This window comes from Flectobacillus roseus, from assembly GCF_030056595.1.
Classification (GTDB): domain Bacteria; phylum Bacteroidota; class Bacteroidia; order Cytophagales; family Spirosomataceae; genus Flectobacillus; species Flectobacillus roseus.
The window spans coordinates 244,522-264,246 of record NZ_JASHIF010000004.1 but is presented as its reverse complement, the minus strand read 5'-3'; the positions used below and the strand labels follow the sequence as shown (position 1 = coordinate 264,246).

General features: G+C 38.6%; 14 protein-coding genes. 6 read left to right on the top strand and 8 right to left on the bottom strand.

The window, feature by feature from the left end; translation table 11 throughout:
• Positions 1–195 precede the first annotated feature (195 nt).
• The 4 genes from QM524_RS05815 to QM524_RS05800 all read right to left on the bottom strand — a co-directional run bounded on the left by QM524_RS05815 (position 196) and on the right by QM524_RS05800 (position 3,931).
• The gene (locus QM524_RS05815; protein WP_283343853.1) at positions 196–807 is read right to left on the bottom strand and encodes a M949_RS01915 family surface polysaccharide biosynthesis protein; all 612 of its coding nucleotides are present in this window, start codon (positions 805–807) and stop codon (positions 196–198) included.
• A gap of 125 nt (positions 808–932) precedes the next feature.
• On the bottom strand, positions 933–2,057 hold the full coding sequence (locus QM524_RS05810; protein WP_283343852.1) for a DmpA family aminopeptidase: 1,125 nt from the start codon (positions 2,055–2,057) through the stop codon (positions 933–935).
• A 14-nt stretch (positions 2,058–2,071) separates the two neighbouring features.
• Positions 2,072–2,242: a hypothetical protein gene (locus tag QM524_RS05805; protein ID WP_166551236.1), complete on the bottom strand. Its 171-nt coding sequence runs from the start codon at positions 2,240–2,242 to the stop codon at positions 2,072–2,074.
• A gap of 195 nt (positions 2,243–2,437) precedes the next feature.
• Positions 2,438–3,931, bottom strand: coding sequence for a glycine--tRNA ligase (locus tag QM524_RS05800; RefSeq protein ID WP_283343851.1), 1,494 nt, complete (start codon positions 3,929–3,931; stop codon positions 2,438–2,440).
• Between the two features lie 154 nt (positions 3,932–4,085).
• Between QM524_RS05800 and QM524_RS05795 the strand changes: the two genes are divergently transcribed.
• The 3 genes from QM524_RS05795 to QM524_RS05785 all read left to right on the top strand — a co-directional run bounded on the left by QM524_RS05795 (position 4,086) and on the right by QM524_RS05785 (position 6,948).
• Positions 4,086–4,796: a hypothetical protein gene (locus QM524_RS05795; RefSeq protein WP_283343850.1), complete on the top strand. Its 711-nt coding sequence runs from the start codon at positions 4,086–4,088 to the stop codon at positions 4,794–4,796.
• A 296-nt stretch (positions 4,797–5,092) separates the two neighbouring features.
• Positions 5,093–6,085, top strand: coding sequence for a glycosyltransferase family 9 protein (locus QM524_RS05790; protein ID WP_283343849.1), 993 nt, complete (start codon positions 5,093–5,095; stop codon positions 6,083–6,085).
• Positions 6,079–6,948, top strand: coding sequence for a carbon-nitrogen hydrolase (locus QM524_RS05785; protein ID WP_095160907.1), 870 nt, complete (start codon positions 6,079–6,081; stop codon positions 6,946–6,948). Before QM524_RS05790 ends, QM524_RS05785 begins: the two co-directional genes overlap by 7 nt.
• Positions 6,949–7,625: 677 nt before the next feature.
• On the opposite strand, the gene fbp is transcribed toward QM524_RS05785, so the two are convergent.
• The 4 genes from fbp to aceB form a co-directional block, all read right to left on the bottom strand.
• Positions 7,626–8,669: a class 1 fructose-bisphosphatase gene (fbp, locus tag QM524_RS05780; protein ID WP_166578900.1), complete on the bottom strand. Its 1,044-nt coding sequence runs from the start codon at positions 8,667–8,669 to the stop codon at positions 7,626–7,628.
• A gap of 828 nt (positions 8,670–9,497) precedes the next feature.
• Positions 9,498–11,027, bottom strand: a complete 1,530-nt coding sequence (pckA, locus tag QM524_RS05775; protein WP_283344022.1) for a phosphoenolpyruvate carboxykinase (ATP) — start codon at positions 11,025–11,027, stop codon at positions 9,498–9,500.
• A gap of 430 nt (positions 11,028–11,457) precedes the next feature.
• Positions 11,458–12,747: an isocitrate lyase gene (gene aceA, locus QM524_RS05770; RefSeq protein ID WP_166551253.1), complete on the bottom strand. Its 1,290-nt coding sequence runs from the start codon at positions 12,745–12,747 to the stop codon at positions 11,458–11,460.
• Positions 12,748–13,419: 672 nt separating this feature from the next.
• Positions 13,420–15,045, bottom strand: coding sequence for a malate synthase A (aceB, locus tag QM524_RS05765; protein ID WP_283343848.1), 1,626 nt, complete (start codon positions 15,043–15,045; stop codon positions 13,420–13,422).
• Positions 15,046–15,393: 348 nt separating this feature from the next.
• Between aceB and QM524_RS05760 the strand changes: the two genes are divergently transcribed.
• The 3 genes from QM524_RS05760 (at position 15,394) to QM524_RS05750 (ending at position 19,655) form a co-directional block, all read left to right on the top strand.
• Positions 15,394–16,884, top strand: coding sequence for a helix-turn-helix domain-containing protein (locus tag QM524_RS05760; protein ID WP_283343847.1), 1,491 nt, complete (start codon positions 15,394–15,396; stop codon positions 16,882–16,884).
• 580 nt (positions 16,885–17,464) lie between these two features.
• On the top strand, positions 17,465–17,884 hold the full coding sequence (locus tag QM524_RS05755) for an IS1/IS1595 family N-terminal zinc-binding domain-containing protein (RefSeq protein ID WP_095160912.1): 420 nt from the start codon (positions 17,465–17,467) through the stop codon (positions 17,882–17,884).
• 295 nt (positions 17,885–18,179) lie between these two features.
• Positions 18,180–19,655, top strand: coding sequence for a hypothetical protein (locus tag QM524_RS05750; protein ID WP_283343846.1), 1,476 nt, complete (start codon positions 18,180–18,182; stop codon positions 19,653–19,655).
• Positions 19,656–19,725: the final 70 nt, after the last annotated feature.

Here is a 19,725-nt window from a genome sequence, read left to right as displayed (position 1 = left end):
TAGGCACAGTTAAATAACAGGGACGAAGCCTTTTTCGCCCTCGTTGGAGTTTTATCCAACGAGAGGAGCGTCAGTAACTAACCACAGTTAAATAACAAGGATAGTGCCTTTGTTGCTTACGCAAGTTTGTTGGAGAGAAAACCCCAGCAAATCTGCAATCCAATATCCGACATCCGAAATTGTTGCTCTCTATTTTTATTCAAAGCTTTCTTCCACTTTGAACTTATTCCATTGTTTTTTAGCAAAATCTAAAAAGCCTTTTGGTGCTGTGGTAAAACTCTTATCGACCGTAAATTTACCGCCTTCTTTAATCATTTTGACATAGGTATCACCACGAAGGATGTACTTATTTTTTTGTTCATAAATCAATAATTTCAATGAAGCAGGACTCACATCGCCACGGCAGGCTGTTTTATACAAAAAAGACACCTCTCCTTTTTGATTTGCATCTACATCACTGACTTGTAAAGATTTAGGAATAAAAGTAGCCGCAACATCCAATGGGCATTCGTCTATGCCATCTTTCAGCTCCCAAACAAGTTGGTATTTATCTCCTTGTTTGTTGTACTGGTATGCATGTACTTTGGCAGTTTGCGCATCTCCCGAAGGTGTATCTACTCCAGTGACTTGTTTTCTTTCAACACTCAAAAAAACAATATTTTCACCCGTCTGATCTTGCCACTTGATGGCATCTGATACTTTACCTTTTACAGATACACCCGCAGGCACTTTTTTATCAAAAGGAAGTGTTTTGACTTGTGCTTTAGCTCCAACAGCTAAGCAGAGAAGAAGGATAGCTTTTTTCATTTTCTAGTGAAAAGGTTCGGATGGGTTTTAGGGGTCAGGCAAAGAGGCATTAGGCAAGAGTGTAATTAGTCTTATTTTGAAAATTTTTAATTACTAGTGCCTTGACCCTTTTTGCCTATCCCCTTTTAATTGATTTTCTTATACTCTTTCAACAACTTAATAGTTTGATCAATGGGCAAGGATTGGATAGTGCCATTTTTACCTTTGAGGGTTTTGGCTGCAAAAAGCGAATTAAGAATAGCCTCCTCTGTAGCTTCAATGGTAGCCAAAAACAAAGGCGAAACCTCGTCATTTCGTAGCTCTTGCACGGTTTGCAATTTTTCTTTAGAATCGTGAGCGACACGTAGGCCTTCTGCATTGGATATAGCAATGACATAATCACCACTTCCATTGGAGGCAATACCGCCCGTTTTGGCCAAGCCCATCATGGCTCGTTTGGCAATACGTTCTAAATTTCGAGCGGTAACAGGCGCATCAGTAATCACCACAATCATACAAGAACCATCGGCAGGGTCATTAAGCTGGTTATTGAGAAAATATTGGTTCAACGCCACGCCTACGGGCACTCCATCGATTTGCAATACGCCTCCAAAATTGGTTTGTACCAACACGCCAACGGTATATCCTCCCGACGCTTTGGGCAATACTCTTGAGGCTGTGCCAATACCACCCTTAAAACCAAAACAAACCGTTCCTGTTCCAGCGCCTACATTGCCCTCTGCTACGACGCCATTTTTAGCATTCTCAATTGCAGTAAGGACATGCTGCTTTTTGACATGACGACCCACTATGTCGTTGAGATAGCTATCATTAGTTTCACCAACAATGGCATTGACAGAACGTAGATTTTGATTTTCCTTTTGAGTTACTGAATAATCAATGATAGCATCAGCAGCGGTGGCAATCGACAAGGTATTGGTCAATACGATAGGTGTTTCGAGATTGCCCAATTCCTTTACCTGAGATATTCCCATAAGTTTGCCAAAGCCATTTCCAATATAAATCGCTGCTGGGACTTTACTTTGAAAAAGATTCCCTTCGGCAGGAATAATGGCTGTTACACCTGTATTAACGCTATCTCCTTGCTGGATAGTCGTATGACCCACTTTCACGCCCTTGACATCGGTGATGGCATTGAGTGCTCCAGTTTTCATAACACCAATTTTGACGCCATAATCACGAAGTCTTTTTTGTGCCGATATGTTCAAGGACATCGACACAAAAATCAAGAAGAGGTAAGTTTGTTTCATGAGTGAAAATTGATTTAGGAATTATAACCTTTCAACATTTTCACAAAATCATCTTCATATTTTTTCAATGCTTTCAATAGCTCTTGTAATTCTTTGTGCTCGGGTGTGCCAGGTTTTGCACCGAAAATTTCGTCTGCACGGTCTGAAGCTTTTTCGTATTCGCCTTCGTTGTTGATAGTAATCATGTTACAAATGTTTTATTGTTTGATAAAATAAAGTTACTGAGATTTTTTGGGGAGTTATATTTTACCTTGAAAAACTCTAGAAAAAAGGAGTTTCAGTTTCAAAAACCTAAACGAGCTTTGTTTTCCAAGATATTTCAACAAAAACGCCTAGTAAGCGAACTTACTAGGCGTTTTGATATTTTGAAAAAGAATCTTTTACAATTGTTCAAAAACTCTCTCCATCGAAACGGCAAAACCGATTTTCTCACGAAGATCAGCAATTGCTACACGCTCCTGCTCCATGCTATCACGGTGACGAATCGTCACTGTATTATCTTCCATTGTTTGATAATCCACAGCAATACAGAATGGAGTTCCTGCCAAGTCTTGGCGAGTATAACGCTTACCAATCGCTCCACCATCATCATAAGTTACGTTGAATGAACGCTTTAATGAATGATAAATATCTTGAGCTTTTTCTGCTAAACCGTCTTTTTTAACCAATGGCAATACAGCTGCCTTGATTGGCGCAACAGTAGGGTGAAATTTCAAGTACGTTCTTTCTTTTGCCGCTTCGCCTTCGCCTACTACTTCGTTGGTGTAAGCATTGCAAAGTACTGCTAAGAACAAACGGTCTGCCCCTACTGATGTTTCTACCACGTACGGAATATAGTTGCCGTAAGGTTTACCGTTTTCGTCCAAGTCTGCATCGAAGTATTGTTGTTTTTTCTTCGAAAGTCCTTGGTGAGATTTTAAGTCAAAATCTGTACGAGAGTGAATACCTTCCATTTCTTTGAAACCAAATGGGAATTCATACTCAATATCCACAGCGGCATTAGCATAGTGAGCTAATTTTTCGTGGTCATGATAACGTAACTTTTCTGCTGGCAAACCAATAGCTTTGTGGAATTTCAAACGAGTTTCTTTCCAAGCATTATACCATTGCATTTCGGTACCAGGGCGACAGAAAAATTGCATTTCCATTTGTTCAAATTCACGCATACGGAAGATGAAGTTACGAGCTACAATCTCGTTACGGAAAGCCTTACCAATTTGGGCAATACCAAACGGCACTTTCATACGACCTGATTTTTGTACGTTCAAGAAGTTTACAAAGATACCCTGTGCCGTTTCTGGACGAAGGTAAATCAATGAAGCATCTTCTGAAACAGCACCTACTTGCGTAGAGAACATCAAGTTGAACTGACGAACTTCAGTCCAGTTGCCAGTACCTGAAATTGGACATTTAATTTCTTCATCTAAAATCAATTGACGTAAGGCAGACATATCGTCGTCGGTCATGGCTTTTGCCATAGCTTCCAACAAAGCTTTGCCTTTTTCTGGAGTACCTGCTTTTTCGTATTCTTCAGCGCGACCTTCCAACAATTGGTCGGCACGGTAGCGTTTTTTCGAATCTTTGTTATCAATCATTGGGTCGTTGAAAGAGTCAACGTGCCCAGAAGCTTTCCAAGTGAGAGGGTGCATAAAGATGGAAGCATCAATACCAACTACGTTGTCGTTCAACATAGTCATGGCTTTCCACCACAAAGTTTTAAGGTTGTTTTTTAACTCAACACCATTTTGACCGTAGTCGTATACGGCTTGTAGACCGTCATAAATCTCAGAAGAAGGAAACACAAAGCCATATTCTTTGGCATGTGAAATAATGTCTTTTAATGCAGATGCCGTATCTTGTTTCTGTTCAGCCATTGTTTTTTCGGTTTCAAAAATCAATCATCTACGTCCAACCTCAACCTTGTAAATTGAGAGGTTTACGTTCAGTCTGTAAAGTTATCCCTTTTCTTGCTGACTTTTGTAATATTTCACTAACTTGCTACCGCTGAACCCTAAATTTTTTCTCAAAATGACCTTTCGTTATTTCAAAATCTTCGTTTTCCTATTCGGATTAACGCCAAATATTTTTGCTCAAACCAATCCGTTCGCTGGCCAGTGGATTAATGAAAAGTATTATAATACCGTCATGAAAACCAAGTCGCCGATGAAAGCTTTTTCTAGTTACTTTCAGAGTAACATTGTTTTTACCAAACAACTCAAAGGTGGGCACTTTTTGGGTTGGAATTTTCATGAAGGGGAAGAAACCATCTTAAAACAGGTAGGCAATGGCTATGAACTTTGGCGTACTGAACCAAAAGAAAAAATCGGTGCGATAAGTATTGTGGAAGCTGATAAGAAAATTAAAGTAGGAAAAGAGACCTTTGTTAAAATCAAATCGACCGACCCTACGATGTGTTTGGAAGAAATGCTTTTTGAAGGTAATTATGAATGGAATGGAAAACCTGTGAAATTTAATGCCAATGGCACTGTCACAGGGCTTTCCGGTGTTAAATATTTTTTCCCTAAATGTGATTTTATTGAAAAAATTCTCCCATTTGACCTCATTGTTCTCAACAAAGTCAAAGACGCTATGACTGGTCAATCTTACATTTATGAGTTTAAAGACGACTCTTTGATTATCTATAATATCGACTGCCAACAGCAAGACCCCGATACCAAAGATTGTATGAAAGGGCGCAAAGGAAAAGAAAAATATATCTTAAAAAAATTGGCTAACTAACCAGTTGTTAGTTCAATTCGTCCATATATAAAACCAAACCTACCAATCACAAACCGTTGATTGGAGACATACGACTTAATTACTGATATTTGTATGTGTGTGTGATCTCCTTGTATCAAAAGATATTCACTGAGATTCTCATCAAATAACAATTAGTGGTTAGGTAATCTTATTAATAGGCTTCCCCTGTCGGGATGCCTATTATTGTTTTTAGTGATTAGGTCAGGAATGAAAAGACGCAAAGTGATTCGAAAAAGTATTTTGTGTATCTTTGCGAAAAATTAACACTGGCCCCCATGCCTCAGACAAAATTCCTTATTCTCCGCTTTTCATCCATCGGCGATATTGTGCTGACCACTCCTGTGATTCGCTGTATCAAACAACAGTATCCCAATGCTCAAGTACATTTTGCGACCAAAAAAAGCTATCAGTCTTTACTAAACAACAATCCTTATGTGGATAAAACTCACGTATTGGAAGGCTCTTTGTCGACTTTTGTAGATGAACTAAAAGCAGAGCAATTTGATTATGTCATCGACCTCCATAATAATTTGCGAACACGAATTATTAAGTTTAGGTTGGGCGTTAAAGCCTTTAGTTTTGACAAACTCAATTTCAGAAAATGGATTTTAGTCAAGTTTAAAAAGAATTTAATGCCCAATGTTCACATCGTAGACCGCTATTTGGCGACTACCTCAACGCTGGGAATTAAGAATGACAACAAAGGTTTGGATTATTTTATTCCTGAAAAAGACCAACTACCAACTAGCTGGCTTCCAGAGGAATACCGCAAGGGATTTGTGGTTTATGCCATTGGCGGACAACATGCGACGAAAAAATTGCCCGTTGCCAAAATGATCGAGTTGTGTAAACAGGTATCTCTTCCTTTGATATTGATTGGAGGACCAGAAGATAAATCTGAAGCAACACAAATCGTTGAAGCACTCAAAGAAAAAGCCATTTTGAATACTTGTGGCAATTGTAATCTGAACCAATCAGCCTCCTTGATTCAGCAATCACTTTGGGTAATTAGCCACGATACAGGCATGATGCACGTAGCGGCGGCCTTGAAAAAGAAAGTTGTGTCGATTTGGGGAAATACCGTTCCTGAATTTGGGATGTATCCATATCAAACGCCATTTGTAGCTATCGAAAATAAAGAAATCGGGTGCAGACCATGTTCCAAAATTGGATTTGAAAAATGTCCTCTAGGACATTTTAAGTGTGTAAACGAGTTAGAGTTTAGTGATTTAGAGAAAAAAATATTTAAAACAAATTATACATCATGAAAAAGGTAAATATTGGTTTGGTGCAGATGTCATGCTCTGATAACGTGGCTGACAATATGCAAAAAGCCATTTCGGGTATTCGTGAAGCAGCAGCTAAAGGAGCCCAAATCGTTTGTCTTCAAGAATTATTTACTTCATTATATTTCTGCGATGTTGAAGACCATGAAAACTTCAAGTTAGCAGAAGCTATTCCAGGACCATCGACAGATACTCTATCTGCTGTTGCCAAAGAATTGGGCGTAGTAATCATCGCTTCATTATTTGAAAAAAGAGCCGCTGGATTGTATCACAATACTACAGCTGTTTTGGATGCTGACGGAACGTATTTAGGAAAATATCGTAAAATGCACATTCCAGACGACCCAGGGTATTATGAGAAATTCTATTTTACGCCAGGTGATTTAGGCTACAAGGTATTTGAAACCAAATTTGCTAAAATTGGTATCCTAATCTGCTGGGATCAGTGGTATCCTGAGGCATCTCGTATTACGGCTTTGATGGGCGCCGAAGTGTTGTTCTATCCAACTGCTATTGGCTGGGATACCAACGAAACAGATCCTAACACTAACCGTGAGCAATACAATGCTTGGCAGACGATTCAGCGTTCACACGCAATCGCAAATGGTGTACACGTGGTATCTGTAAACCGTGTGGGTCGTGAAGCTGACCAACAGTTTTGGGGTGGCAGTTTTGTCGCAAATCCGTTTGGTTCATTGCTATATCTTGGCTCACACGAAAACGAAGAAGTGCATGTTCAAGAAATAGATTTAGCTAAAACAGAGTACTACAGAAGCACATGGCCGTATTTGCGCGACCGTCGTATTGATAGCTATGACCCTATTTTGAAGAGATATATTGATTAGAAAGCTTTCAGCTGTCAGCTATGGGCACTCGGTAGAATACTTCAATGGTTTCATAAAAAGCATATTCAAATTTTTAGTCTATTGCTTAGAGCTTAAAGCGGGTAAAATTAAATTGCATTATTAAGCTGTAAGTCGTAGGCATTAGGCAAAAAGCTCGTATTATTTCATAAGAAGTATTTTTTAACTTTTAGCCTACTGCATAAAGCCTAGAGCTTAAAGCAGTGAAATTATTTTAATTTTGCCTTAGTACTTAAGTAATCGTGCAGAATAAGATTTAAGTTATGTGTTTTAGGGATAAGGCACAAGGCACAGAGTGTTAAAATGTTTTAACGATCACAGACATGCATTTTTCCCATAGCCCGCCGCCGAAAGCCGATACCTGAAAGCTCAAAGCACAATCTTAAACTTTATTTTGCTTACTAACTTAAGTAATCGAGCAGAATAAGATTTAAGTTATGTGCTTAGGGACAAGGCAACAGGCACAAGGCACAGAGTGTTAAAATGTTTTTATTAACTACAGCCATGCTTTTTTACAAAGCCCACCGCCGAAAGCTGGTACCTGAATGCCTTGGGCACAAAAATTAAATTCTATTTTGCCCACTAACTTACAAAAAAAGACCGTTCGGGTGTGGAACGGTCTTTTTTGTATCATATTTTTCAGGAAATTATCATAGATTTTATACAATCGTCTCGCTGAGCTGGCTGCTCATGGATTCTTGGTAATTTGCCAAACGTGCACCAAGGTCATCAACCAATTCGGACGAGCCCACATAAATCGCAGAACGCTGGTGTATCTGCGTAGGTTCAACATCCAAAATCGGACAAACACCATTGGTAGCCTTCCCTCCTGCTTGTTCGGTAATCATCGCAAGTGGATAGCATTCATACAACAAACGTAGTTTACCATCCTTCGCCTTTAGCGTAGGTGGATACAAATAGATTCCTCCTTTGAGTAAATTACGATGAAAATCACCTACTAATGAACCAATATAACGAGCCATTGAACCAGAAGTTTTGCGCATATCCCCAATAAACGATTTGATTGGTTCTGCAAACTCATCGTAGTAAGCATCATTAATTGAATAGATTTTACCCGTGGTAGGCATTTCCATATCTGCATGAGAAAAGAAATACTCACCAAGTGCATTTTCATACGTAAAGCAATTTACTCCTTTACCAGTAGTGTAAACCATCACGGTCGACGAACCATACAAAATATAGCCCGCTGCCACTTGTTTACGACCACCTTGCATGAAGTCTTCGAGGGTAGCTGGTGTACCAATCGGACTTACACGGCGATAAATGGAAAAAATTGTCCCAATCGAAACATTTACGTCAATGTTTGACGAACCATCGAGAGGATCCATTGCTACTACATACTTTGCATTGTTGTTACCTGTTTGGATGATATCATCCTCCTCTTCTGAAAGAATACCACAAACTTCACCACCATTCACTAATGCTCTTTTGAAACGAATGTTGGCAATTACGTCTAGTTTTTGTTGGCTCTCACCTTGTACATTTTCTCGACCCAATGCTCCCATAATATCAGTCAAACCAGCACGGTTGATTTCACGGCCGATAATTTTGGAGGCAAGGGCAATGTCACGCAATAACTGTGAAAGCTCTCCTTTAGCAAAAGCAAAAGCTTCTTGTTGACGCATAATAAAGCGATCGAGGGTTGTACCAACGGGTAGTGCAAGGGTTGATTCTGCTGTCATATTCTTCACTTGGTTTTAAGAGTAACTCGTGATTTTTAAGTACAGTGGTTATGGTCGCTTTTTCAAACTTTTCACCGCGCCAACAGAATCAATCATAAGGTATGTGAGCCAAGAAACATGAACTTATATGTCAACCAACAGAAATATTTCAAGCATAAGAACCTAATCCCTTTCTTGAATATATCCAATAATTGACCTTCTAGCTTCATGTTACTCTTTGAGTGTCATATAAGAAATTAGACTTTTCTAAAACTAAACCGTTAGCAAGTATATTTACCAGTTCTACTTACCTTGATTTATTTTATTAAAGCACCATACTTATTTATGATTCCATCGAGCAAACAGTTTTACGCTAGACGAAGCCCACCAAATACCCATAAGATTTATTAGATTGTTTTGGTAGCTATTCAACTAAAGGTTTTGGCATTGAAGTCATGATTTGAAAATGATTTACCAGCTCATCGAAACTCCAAATCATGGACTTTTTACGCCAACAACCAATAACCGAACAAGTTAATTTATGCAAACCTATTGAACAGAAATCATATAACTTTCCTATTCCGTCCTGCTTGAGTGATTTTTTTTTGATTTTTTTAAAAATTAAAATCAAAATCTCTTAAAAATCAACACGAGATTAGGATTGTCCATTAGGCTTACTCATTTTAAAAGTAAAGCATTAAACAAATCTAATCTCGTGGGTAGGCATTATCCTAAAATATTGCAATGAATAGGTAATATAATACTAAATCCCACTGAATTGCGTTGGACTTTTTGATGAAAATCTAGCTTTCTGATATATTAAAAAAATCCTAATTTATTAAGCTGTGACTAGCCAACATATTTTTTATAGTTTTCTTCAAACAAACCCTCTAAATATTTAGCCTTTTCGGTGTAAGCCTCTGGGCTTTCCCAAGTATTGATTGGGTTCAAAATTTCTGTTGGTACATTCGGGCATTCTGTTGGGATTTCGATGCCAAAAATTGGATGCTTTTCATAAACTGTTTCAGCAAACTTCCCTTCCAATGCCGCATGAATCATCGCACGCGTGTATTTCAACTTCATACGTGAGCCAATACCATAAGGTCCACCAGTCCAGCCAGTGTTAATCAACCATACATTTACTTCTCCATTATTGATTTTTTTCCCCAACAAATCGGCATATGTTAAAGGATGTAAAGGTAAAAATGCCGCACCAAAACAAGCTGAAAACGTAGCTTGTGGCTCTTTAACGCCCATTTCGGTACCTGCTAATTTTGAGGTATATCCTGAGACGAAATAGAACATTGCTTGCTCTTTATTTAACTTGGCAATCGGAGGCAATACCCCAAAAGCATCAGCTGTAAGGAAAAATATATTTTTAGGTGAACTACCAATCGAAGGCTCAGCAACGTTAGGGATATAGTTGATAGGATAAGCCGTACGGGTATTTTCAGTTACACTTTGATTGGTATAATCTACGGTTGTTGTCCCCTCAACAAATCTAGTATTTTCAAGAATAGCTCCATAACGAATGGCTCCAAAGATTTCAGGCTCTTGTTCAGCACTCAAGTTGATCACCTTTGCATAGCAACCTCCCTCGAAATTGAATACCTCCTCATCTGACCAGCCATGTTCGTCATCACCAATTAACTTACGATCAGGGTCGGCAGATAGCGTTGTTTTGCCAGTGCCTGATAAGCCGAAAAATAATGCAGTATCCCCCTCAGCGCCAATATTGGCTGAGCAGTGCATCGATAAAACTTGTTTTTCTTGTGGTAAAATATAGTTCAGAACGGTGAAAATACCTTTTTTCATTTCACCTGCATAACCAGTACCTCCAATCAAAATAATCTTACGGGTAAAATCAATAATCGTAAAATTACCTTGACGCGTACCATCTACAGCAGGGTCAGCTTCAAATTCGGGCACATTCAAGATTACCCATTCTGGTTCGAATGTATTAAGTTCTTCTTCTTCTGGGCGAAGAAAAAGATGGTTACAAAACAAATTGTGCCATGCCAAAGTATTAATCACCAAAATGTTCAATCTATGTGTGGGCGATGCACAAGCATATGCATAACGGGCATATAACTTTTTGTTTGCCACAAACGCAGTCATTTTTTGATATAAAGCCTCAAACTTATCGGCATCAAACGCCTGATTGATATCGCCCCACCAAACTGTATTAGCAGTTTTATCATCAAACACACAAAACTTATCTTTAGGCGAGCGACCTGTAAATTTGCCAGTATCGCACATAAATGCGCCTGTATCAGTCAATACGCCTTCCTGATTCTTTAACGCTTCTTGAATCAAAGTCGATACACGCAAATTAAGGTGAATATCACCATGCAATTTGAATACTGGATGATTAACCATTGGTTTGGCAGTTTTACTGAGATCCACTGCTAGCATATCATGTTTCATAACGATTGTATTGATTTGAATGAATGGTTGTTTTGGGCAACCGTTTTATTTGGTGAATAAGTTGATGATAATTAGCAAGAATAATAGGATGTAATTGAGGTTGAAAATCATAAACAGCTAATGGGGAAAAGCAGTCATTTTACTTTTCCTTTTATTTACCTGAAACTATCATGATTCTCTATCTTTTGCACTGATGAATCTTGGTCAAAAAACTGATTTTTGGAAGAAAAGCCTGCCTGACATACGAGACAGACTTTATCCAAACCAAACTATTCACCTAATTTGAATTGTGAGTTAGTGAATTGTAAATTAGTGAATGTAATAACTAATGATGCTTTCTATTCCACAATTCACAATTCAACATTCACAACTCATAATTATTCTAATGAAACTGCTCTTCTTCGGTTGAGCCTTTCAAGGCGCCAGTAGATGCCAAGCCTCCTGTAACGGTATTTTGAATTGCGTCAAAATAACCTGTTCCTACAAATGCTTGGTGTTTTACGGCCTTGAAGCCTTTTGATTGTAAAGCAAATTCACGTTGTTGTAATTCTGAGAAACCAGCCATTCCACGTTGTACATACGCACTTGATAGCTCGAACATAGCGGTATTCAACGCATGGAAACCTGCCAAGGTAATAAACTGGAATTTGTAGCCCATATCTGCCAACTCTTCCCGGAATGTTTCCATTTTTTTCTCGTCCATAAACTTCGCCCAGTTAAACGACGGCGAACAGTTGTAAGCCAACATTTTGCCAGGATATTTGGCATGGATACCTTGAGCAAACTCACGAGCCATTCCCAAATCTGGATTACCCGTTTCCATCCAAATTAAGTCTGAATATGGCGCATAGCTCAAACCACGGTCGATACCTTGTTCAAGACCATTTTTCACATAAAAGAACCCTTCCGAAGTTCTTCCTTTATCTGCTTGGATAAATTTCAAATCTCTTTCATCTACATCCGCCGTAATCAAATTGGCTGCCTCAGCATCGGTTCGAGCAATTACTAAGGTTGGTACACCCATTACATCGGCTGCCAAACGAGCAGCAACTAATTTATTGATAGCCTCTTGTGTAGGCACTAATACTTTTCCTCCTAAGTGACCGCACTTTTTAGCAGAAGATAACTGGTCTTCAAAGTGTACGCCTGATGCTCCTGCTTCAATCATCCATTTCATCAACTCGAAGGCATTCAAATTACCGCCAAAACCTGCTTCTGCATCGGCTACGATAGGTACCATCCAATGCACGTCGCCATCACCATTGACATTTTGGATTTGATCTGCACGTAATAAAGCGTTATTAATTCTTCTCACCACCGCAGGAACGCTATCGGCTGGATACAAACTTTGGTCAGGATACATATTACCCGACAAGTTCGCATCGGCTGCTACTTGCCAGCCAGACAAATAGATAGCTTTCATACCTGCTTGGACTTCCTGTACAGCTTGGTTACCTGTCAAAGCGCCCAATCCAGCTACCCAATGATCATTTTTCAACAAGTTCCAAAGACGCTCTGCACCCATACGTGCAATACTGTAATCAAGTTTATAAGAACCCGCCAAACGAGCTACTTCTTCAGCACTATAAGGTCTTTCGATTCCTTCCCAACGAGGGTTTGTAGTCCAGTCAGTTACCAACTGTTGGATTCTTTCTTCTTGTGAAATTTTCATGGTTTTAATTAGTTTTTTGTTTTGTTATAAGAAAAGCATACATATAGTAGAACCAGACTGCTGATGAGTTGTGAGTGATGAGTGGTGAATTGTGAATCATTAAAGTGAAATTCAATTTACATACAACTGAATAACAGATACTTGACTTCAAAACAAACCAGTCATAACTCAGCATTCATCAAAGTACTATCGTTCTAAAAATAGTAGCAAATGAGCTCATTGGGGTGTCTCAAGGCTAACACCCCGCCGAACTAAAATTGGTTATTAATATGCTTTAGGCTGTAAGCCTTAGACAGAAAAGCTTCGATTATTTTATGAGAAATATCTTTAAATACATAGTAAACAGTTTTAAACTGTTGAAAATTGAGTCCAAGACTAAGTCTTGAACTAGAGAAGCTAATTTTACCCAATAATCAAAAGATCGGCTCTCCACTATTCAATAAGTTACTGATAATAAATATATTACACCCACAACTAGTACAGTACGAAGGATTTCGTGTTGTTCAGAAACATTCATTTTCTGAGCATTTTTGCGGTAGCAGCAACCCTTGCGGTTGCCCAACTCAACATGGCAACCGCAAGGGTTGCCGCTACTGCAATTTTACTTTAAAAACAAAACTTAATCCTTCGTAAAGTACGGATTCACAACTCACAATTCATCATTCAAAACTCCTAACTCTGTAGCGCTTCCTCTTGACTGAGAAGTACTTCGTAGGCATCGGTTGTTAGGAAATAGTCGAATCCTTCTTGTGTTACGAGCTTGTCAAACAGTTGAATTGCCTCTATAAATTTGCCAGCATCATATTTTTCAATTCCTACTAAATGCTTGATTTTCTGTACTTCATCGCTGAGCAAATACTTGTAATAGTCTGTATCGATTAATTGTCCTTGGTTGGTTTTGGCGCCATGATGAAGCCATTGCCATACTTGGGCTCTGGAGATTTCGGCTGTAGCGGCATCCTCCATGAGGTTATGAATTGCAGCCGCCCCCACTCCTCTCAACCATGACTCTATGTACAAAATACCTACTTGGATATTCATTCTGATACCAGCTTCAGTAATGGCGGTATTCGGAATCGTAAAGTTGATTAGCTCAGCACCTGTAATGACTTCATTTTCAAGCATTACCTGCTTTTGGTTAGGATTTTCGCCCAAAGCTTTATTAAATGGTACTAGTGCTACTGCCACCAAATCGGGGTGAGCTACCCATGTTCCGTCAAAACCTGTACTTGCTTCTAGTTCTTTATCGGCGTTCACTCGCTCAAAAGCCATTTTATTCACAGCTTCATCCTTACGGTTAGGTATAAACGCAGACATTCCTCCGATAGCATGAGCTTTGCGCTTATGACAAGTTTGCACTAATAATTTTGCATAAGCTCGCATAAACGGCACGGCCATCGTTACCTGAACGCGATCTGGAAGAAGGCGGTCGGCATATTGATGAAATTTCTTGATACAACTAAAGATATAATCCCAACGACCTGCATTAAGAGCAGCGATATGATTTCGAAGTTCGTACAGAATTTCATCCATTTCAAAGGCTGCCATGATGGTTTCAATCAAAACAGTTACTTTGGTCGTACCTTGCGGAACCTCTAAAGTATCTTGTGCCGCTACAAATATGTCATTCCAAAGACGAGCCTCTAGGTGACTTTCCATTTTGGGTAAATAGAAATATGGTCCACTTCCACGCTTGATTAATTCCCAAGCATTATGAAAGAAATACAAACCAAAGTCAAAAATCGAAGCTGAAGCTGGCTCTCCGTCGATTAGCACGTGTTTTTCTTCCATGTGCCAGCCACGAGGACGTACTTTCAAAACCGCCACTTCAGGATTTAGCGCATAAAATTTACCATTGTCGGCCGTAAAGTCTATTTGTTTACGAATAGCATCACGCAAATTAATTTGCCCTTCGATGACATTGCTCCAAGAAGGCGTGTTGGCATCTTCAAAATCAGCCATAAAGACTTTTGCCCCAGAGTTGAGCGCATTGATTACCATACGACGATCAACAGGTCCTGTGATTTCGACACGACGGTCTTGTAAGTCTTGCGGAATTGGGGCAACACTCCAGTCAGCCTGACGAATCTCAGCAGTTTCTGGCAAAAAATCTGGCAAAATACCTTGATTGATTTGTTCCTGACGCAGAACACGATTATTGAGCAAACCCAAACGCTGACGATTGAACATTCTTTGCAAATCGCGCACAAAGGTCAATGCCTCTTTGGTCAGAATGGTCTCAAACTGCGGTGATACTTCTCCCAATATCTCCACTCCTTGAATTGAATGCTGATTCATGTCTTTCTGGTGGTTTTGTTTTGTTATTTTCAGAGCTAAAGGCTTTGAGCAAAAGTATCTGAGAAACACTATTTACTTCGAGCACCATTTTGTTTTTATCCTTCTCTTTTTGCTGCATTGGTTTGGCCTCGTAGGCATTACATCAATAGAGAATCTTATATTTATATTTTTGTGAAATTTCGCTAAATCTTTTCTTTATATCTGATGAAAAAGAAATAACTTATCGCTGAACTTCGAAACAAAGTTAAAAATGCGAAAATTAAAAAACAAGCGAAATTTCGCTAATTTATAATATTTCGTTGTTTTCTTTAAAAATTTATATGTAATTTTGAAAAAACAATACATGATATGAGTTCAAACAGCGATAAAGTAAAAATAATCTTCGGACTGAAAATCAGACAGTTACGATTAGATAAAAAGCTCTCATTGAGCGAAGTTGCCGAAAAATCGGGCTTATCTATCTCCTATTTGAATGAGATAGAAAAAGGGAAAAAATATCCCAAAACCGAAAAAATCATGGCGCTATCCGATGCTTTAAATATAGATTATGACTCTTTGGTATCGCTAAAATTGAGTAAACAGCTCGAACCTATCGCCGAATTACTCAATTCGAATATCCTTACAGAGCTGCCTTTAGAGATTTTTGGCGTCGAACCAGCTGACTTCATTGAGCTAATGTCGGAAGCGCCAGCCAAAATTTCAGCCTTTATTAGTACGATTATAGAAATAAGTCGTAATTACGATATGCGCGTGGAGCAGTTTTACTTTTCGGTATTGCGCTCCTATCAGGAAATGTATGACAATTATTTTCCTGATATTGAAGAATCAGCACAGCAGTTTCGCAAGCTTTTCGAGATTTCGGAAATCACTTCACCCAACGATACTTTGTTATCTGATATTCTTCAAAATTTTTATGGTTATCAAATAGAAGAATTCACGCGTGAAAGTCATCCTGATTTGACTACCATTCGTTCGGTGTACAATCCCAAAACATCGAAACTGTTGGTCAATGGTGATTTAAGTCCCGAACAGAGAGCTTTTACTTTTGGACGTGAATTAGGATACCAATTTTTGCAACTCAAAAATCGCCCTTATATCTCGTCGGTAATAGAAGTGAATTCGTTTGAGCAGGTTCTCAACAATTTCAAGGCATCATATTTTGCAGGCGCGATTTTGATTAATAAGAATGTATTAGTTGATCGTTTGACGTATTTCTTTGCTAGTCCTAAATGGAACGGCGATATGATGTTGAGCATTATGCGCTTGTTTAATGCAACGCCCGAAATGTTCTATCATCGCCTATCGAATTTGATGACTAGCCATTTCAAAATCAATAATCTATTCTTTTTGCGTTTCAACAACGAGGTAGACCATGAGTTATTTTATTTGACCAAGGAAATGCACTTGGCAAAACTACATACTCCACATGGCACTGCACTCAACGAGCACTATTGTCGTCGCTGGGTATCCTTGACCATTTTGAAAGATTTAGAAAAAATCCAAAAAGAAGAAGGTTACGACTCAGAAAAAGTATTGTGTAAGGCGCAAGTATCCGAATATATCGACACCAACAACCATTATTTTGTGATGTCCTTGGCAAAGCCTTCGCCTCCTAACAAAAAGATGAACAGCAGCGTAACACTCGGTTTTGCGATTGACGACAATTTGAGAAGTATGGCGCAATTCCTCAACGACCCAGCTTTACCAAGACGAAAAGTGAACGAAACTTGTGAAAGATGTGGTGCCGTCGATTGTGCTGAACGAATGAAACCACCATTAGTTCTTGATAAAAAACATTCGCTCGAACGACTCAAGCAAGCAATTGCCTCTTTGGAATAAATTGATTTTACCAGTAGTAGGTTTTTAGTCGTATGCCAACAGTGTATCTATGTTTCTTTGGAAAAGCTAGAAACATTTTGTCCAATGCCTACCACTAATCTGCCCAAATCGTAAAAATGCCATCTTGGAGAGAATTATTAATTAACTATGAAATAGTTGAGTAACTGATATGTAAAGTTATTAGAAACCAAAATATTTTTTCAAAAAGCATGAAATCTTAGGCACTTTTGTCTTTGTCAGGTACAACATCCAGATTCAACAAGTCACAGACTATGAGAATTTTGCGTGTGGGTTTGAGCAATTATGAGAAATTTATTATTTCGACCTATCCTAAAATGACAAAAATTTCATTTTTACTGAAAAAAAATTAAGTTTAATTATTCTTCGTTTTGTACAACATTTTATACTCGACTTTGGACAAAACAAATAATATTTCGATAATTATCCATTTTTAGAATAATATTTTGAATAAAACCTATAATTCGGATTATTTCAGTAGAAAAAATAAGTATCTAAAAACTTTTATATTGTTGCTCAAATGATATATATTTGCTAACCGTAATATATCACAAAAAAATCTATGAAAAACCCAAATTGCCCAAAATGTGACTCATCATTAGTCACCAAAAGCGGAGTTATCAAGGATAAGCAGCGCTTCAAGTGTAAAACTTGTAATTATAACTTCACTGTAGAGAAGCTTGGTAAAGGTATTTCTCAATACTATGTTATCAAAGCGCTTCAGCTCTATATTGAAGGTGTTACTTACCGCGAAATTGAGCGATTATTGGGTGTTTCACACGTTTCTGTGATGAACTGGGTTAAGAAATATCAGATAAAAGTACCTAAAGGAAACGAATACCATCCTACTTATAAAATACTGAATCACAAAGAATTAGCCGAATTTTATGCGAATAGGGAAAATCTTAAAGGAGCAGGTATGATTGTAACCGAGTTAGGGGACAAATTCATGCTCATTAAATGGGAAAGACTAAAGCACTAAGCAAGTACGATGGGTTTTTCAATATAGATTTATTACCGAAAACACCACCTAACCACCGATTTCATCATTTTTCGAAGAATAATTGATAGTCAAAACTATACAAAAATTGCAAAACTATACCACTGCTATTGCTGGTATAGTTTTTTTTATGAGGTTTGTATCATAAACCAGTGCAAAAAAAGCACAGAATATTACAACAAAACAAAACCATAGAACTGTTATTAGTTCTTTTTGAAAAATACCCTCATAAGGCAATTTTATAACAAAACAAGACCACAAAAACCATTCTTCGATTATGAAAAGATTTTTATTGTCGGTGTTAGGCACGGCTATTTGCACGTCTAGCATTGTTGCTCAAAGTAGTACAACCTCTAGTTCAACAACGGCATCAACGCCAGCCAAAACAGAGGCACCTGCCGAGCAAAAAGTGACAGTGTACGGGTTTGTGAGAAATGATATTTACTATAATACAAGAAGAAATTTAGATTTGAGAGATGGGGTATTAGATGTATATCCATCAGATGCAACCAACCTCCCAACTCGTTCAGGAACAACCTTAACACCCAACAGTAGCGACGACGGAAACGCCATTCCACAACTCGGTTACTCGGCCATTGTAACAAGATTAGGAGTAAAATTCGGTGGGATAAGTGCTTTTGGAGCCAAAGCAAGTGGTGTACTCGAAACTGACTTTTTTGGTATTACCAACGGAACAGCAGGTACATCAGGAGGCGGAACAGAAAACTTACTTCGTTTGCGCCACGCTTATGTAGCGCTGGATTGGGCAAAAACTCAATTACTAGTAGGTCAATACTGGAACCCAAACTTTATACCAAAGTGCTTTCCAGGAACAGCCAACTTTAATACAGGGATTCCGTTCAACCCATTCTCGTTTATACCACAAGTTCGCTTGACACACAAACTTTCGAACCTTGTATCATTTACCGGAATATTGTTTGGTTACGATTTACAAGGATTTAGTCCAGCAGGTGCATTTGGTTCAGGAACAGGAGTTGACGCTTACAAATATGCCACCACACCATCATTTGCAGCGCAACTTGGTGTAGAAAACAAGAAGTTTTTGGCAAGCTTCGGTTTAGAAGGAAACACAATCCGCCCAAGAATTACAGATACACAAAACCCAAGCACAGGTGCTTGGGGAGGAACAGGAGCTCCAAATATTTCTAAAAATATTTCGACAAACCTATTTACGCTCAACTTGTTGGCTTATGCAAAATATACCTCTAGTAAGCTAACAGCAAAGTTCCATACAACCTATGGACAAAGCTATACACAGTATGTAGGTTTAGGTGGTTTGGCAGAATATCGTAATGCTACCACTGGCGAATGGAAATATGCGGCTCAAAATCAATGGAACCTTTGGGGTGAGTTGATTTCTACCAAATCAAAATCTGTACAACCAGCTATTTTTGTAGGTTATCTGAAAAACTTAGGTTTATCAGATGCTATCAACAAATCTGATATCCAAAGCGGTAGCTTAGCATTTTTGGGCAGAGGTATCAGTGCTACAAGAACTTTTGATAGTATGTTCAGATTGGCACCAAGAGTTGATTTTTATTCTGGCAAAATGAAGTTTGCCCTTGAATACGAAATCAGCGCTATGAAATGGGCAGATGTAGATGGCACAGTGCCAGATGCAGCAGGAACCCTACCAAGTAGCATCTCATTCAAGCCTGCAAGCGGTGATTTAGCTCGTTCGTTCACAGCTACAAACCATCGTTTACAAGCAGTAGTAGTATATAATTTCTAAGATCACTTTTACAAAAAATTGTAAAGTAAAGCCAGAGGGGCTGAGCGCGTAGAACTAAGCCCCTCGAACC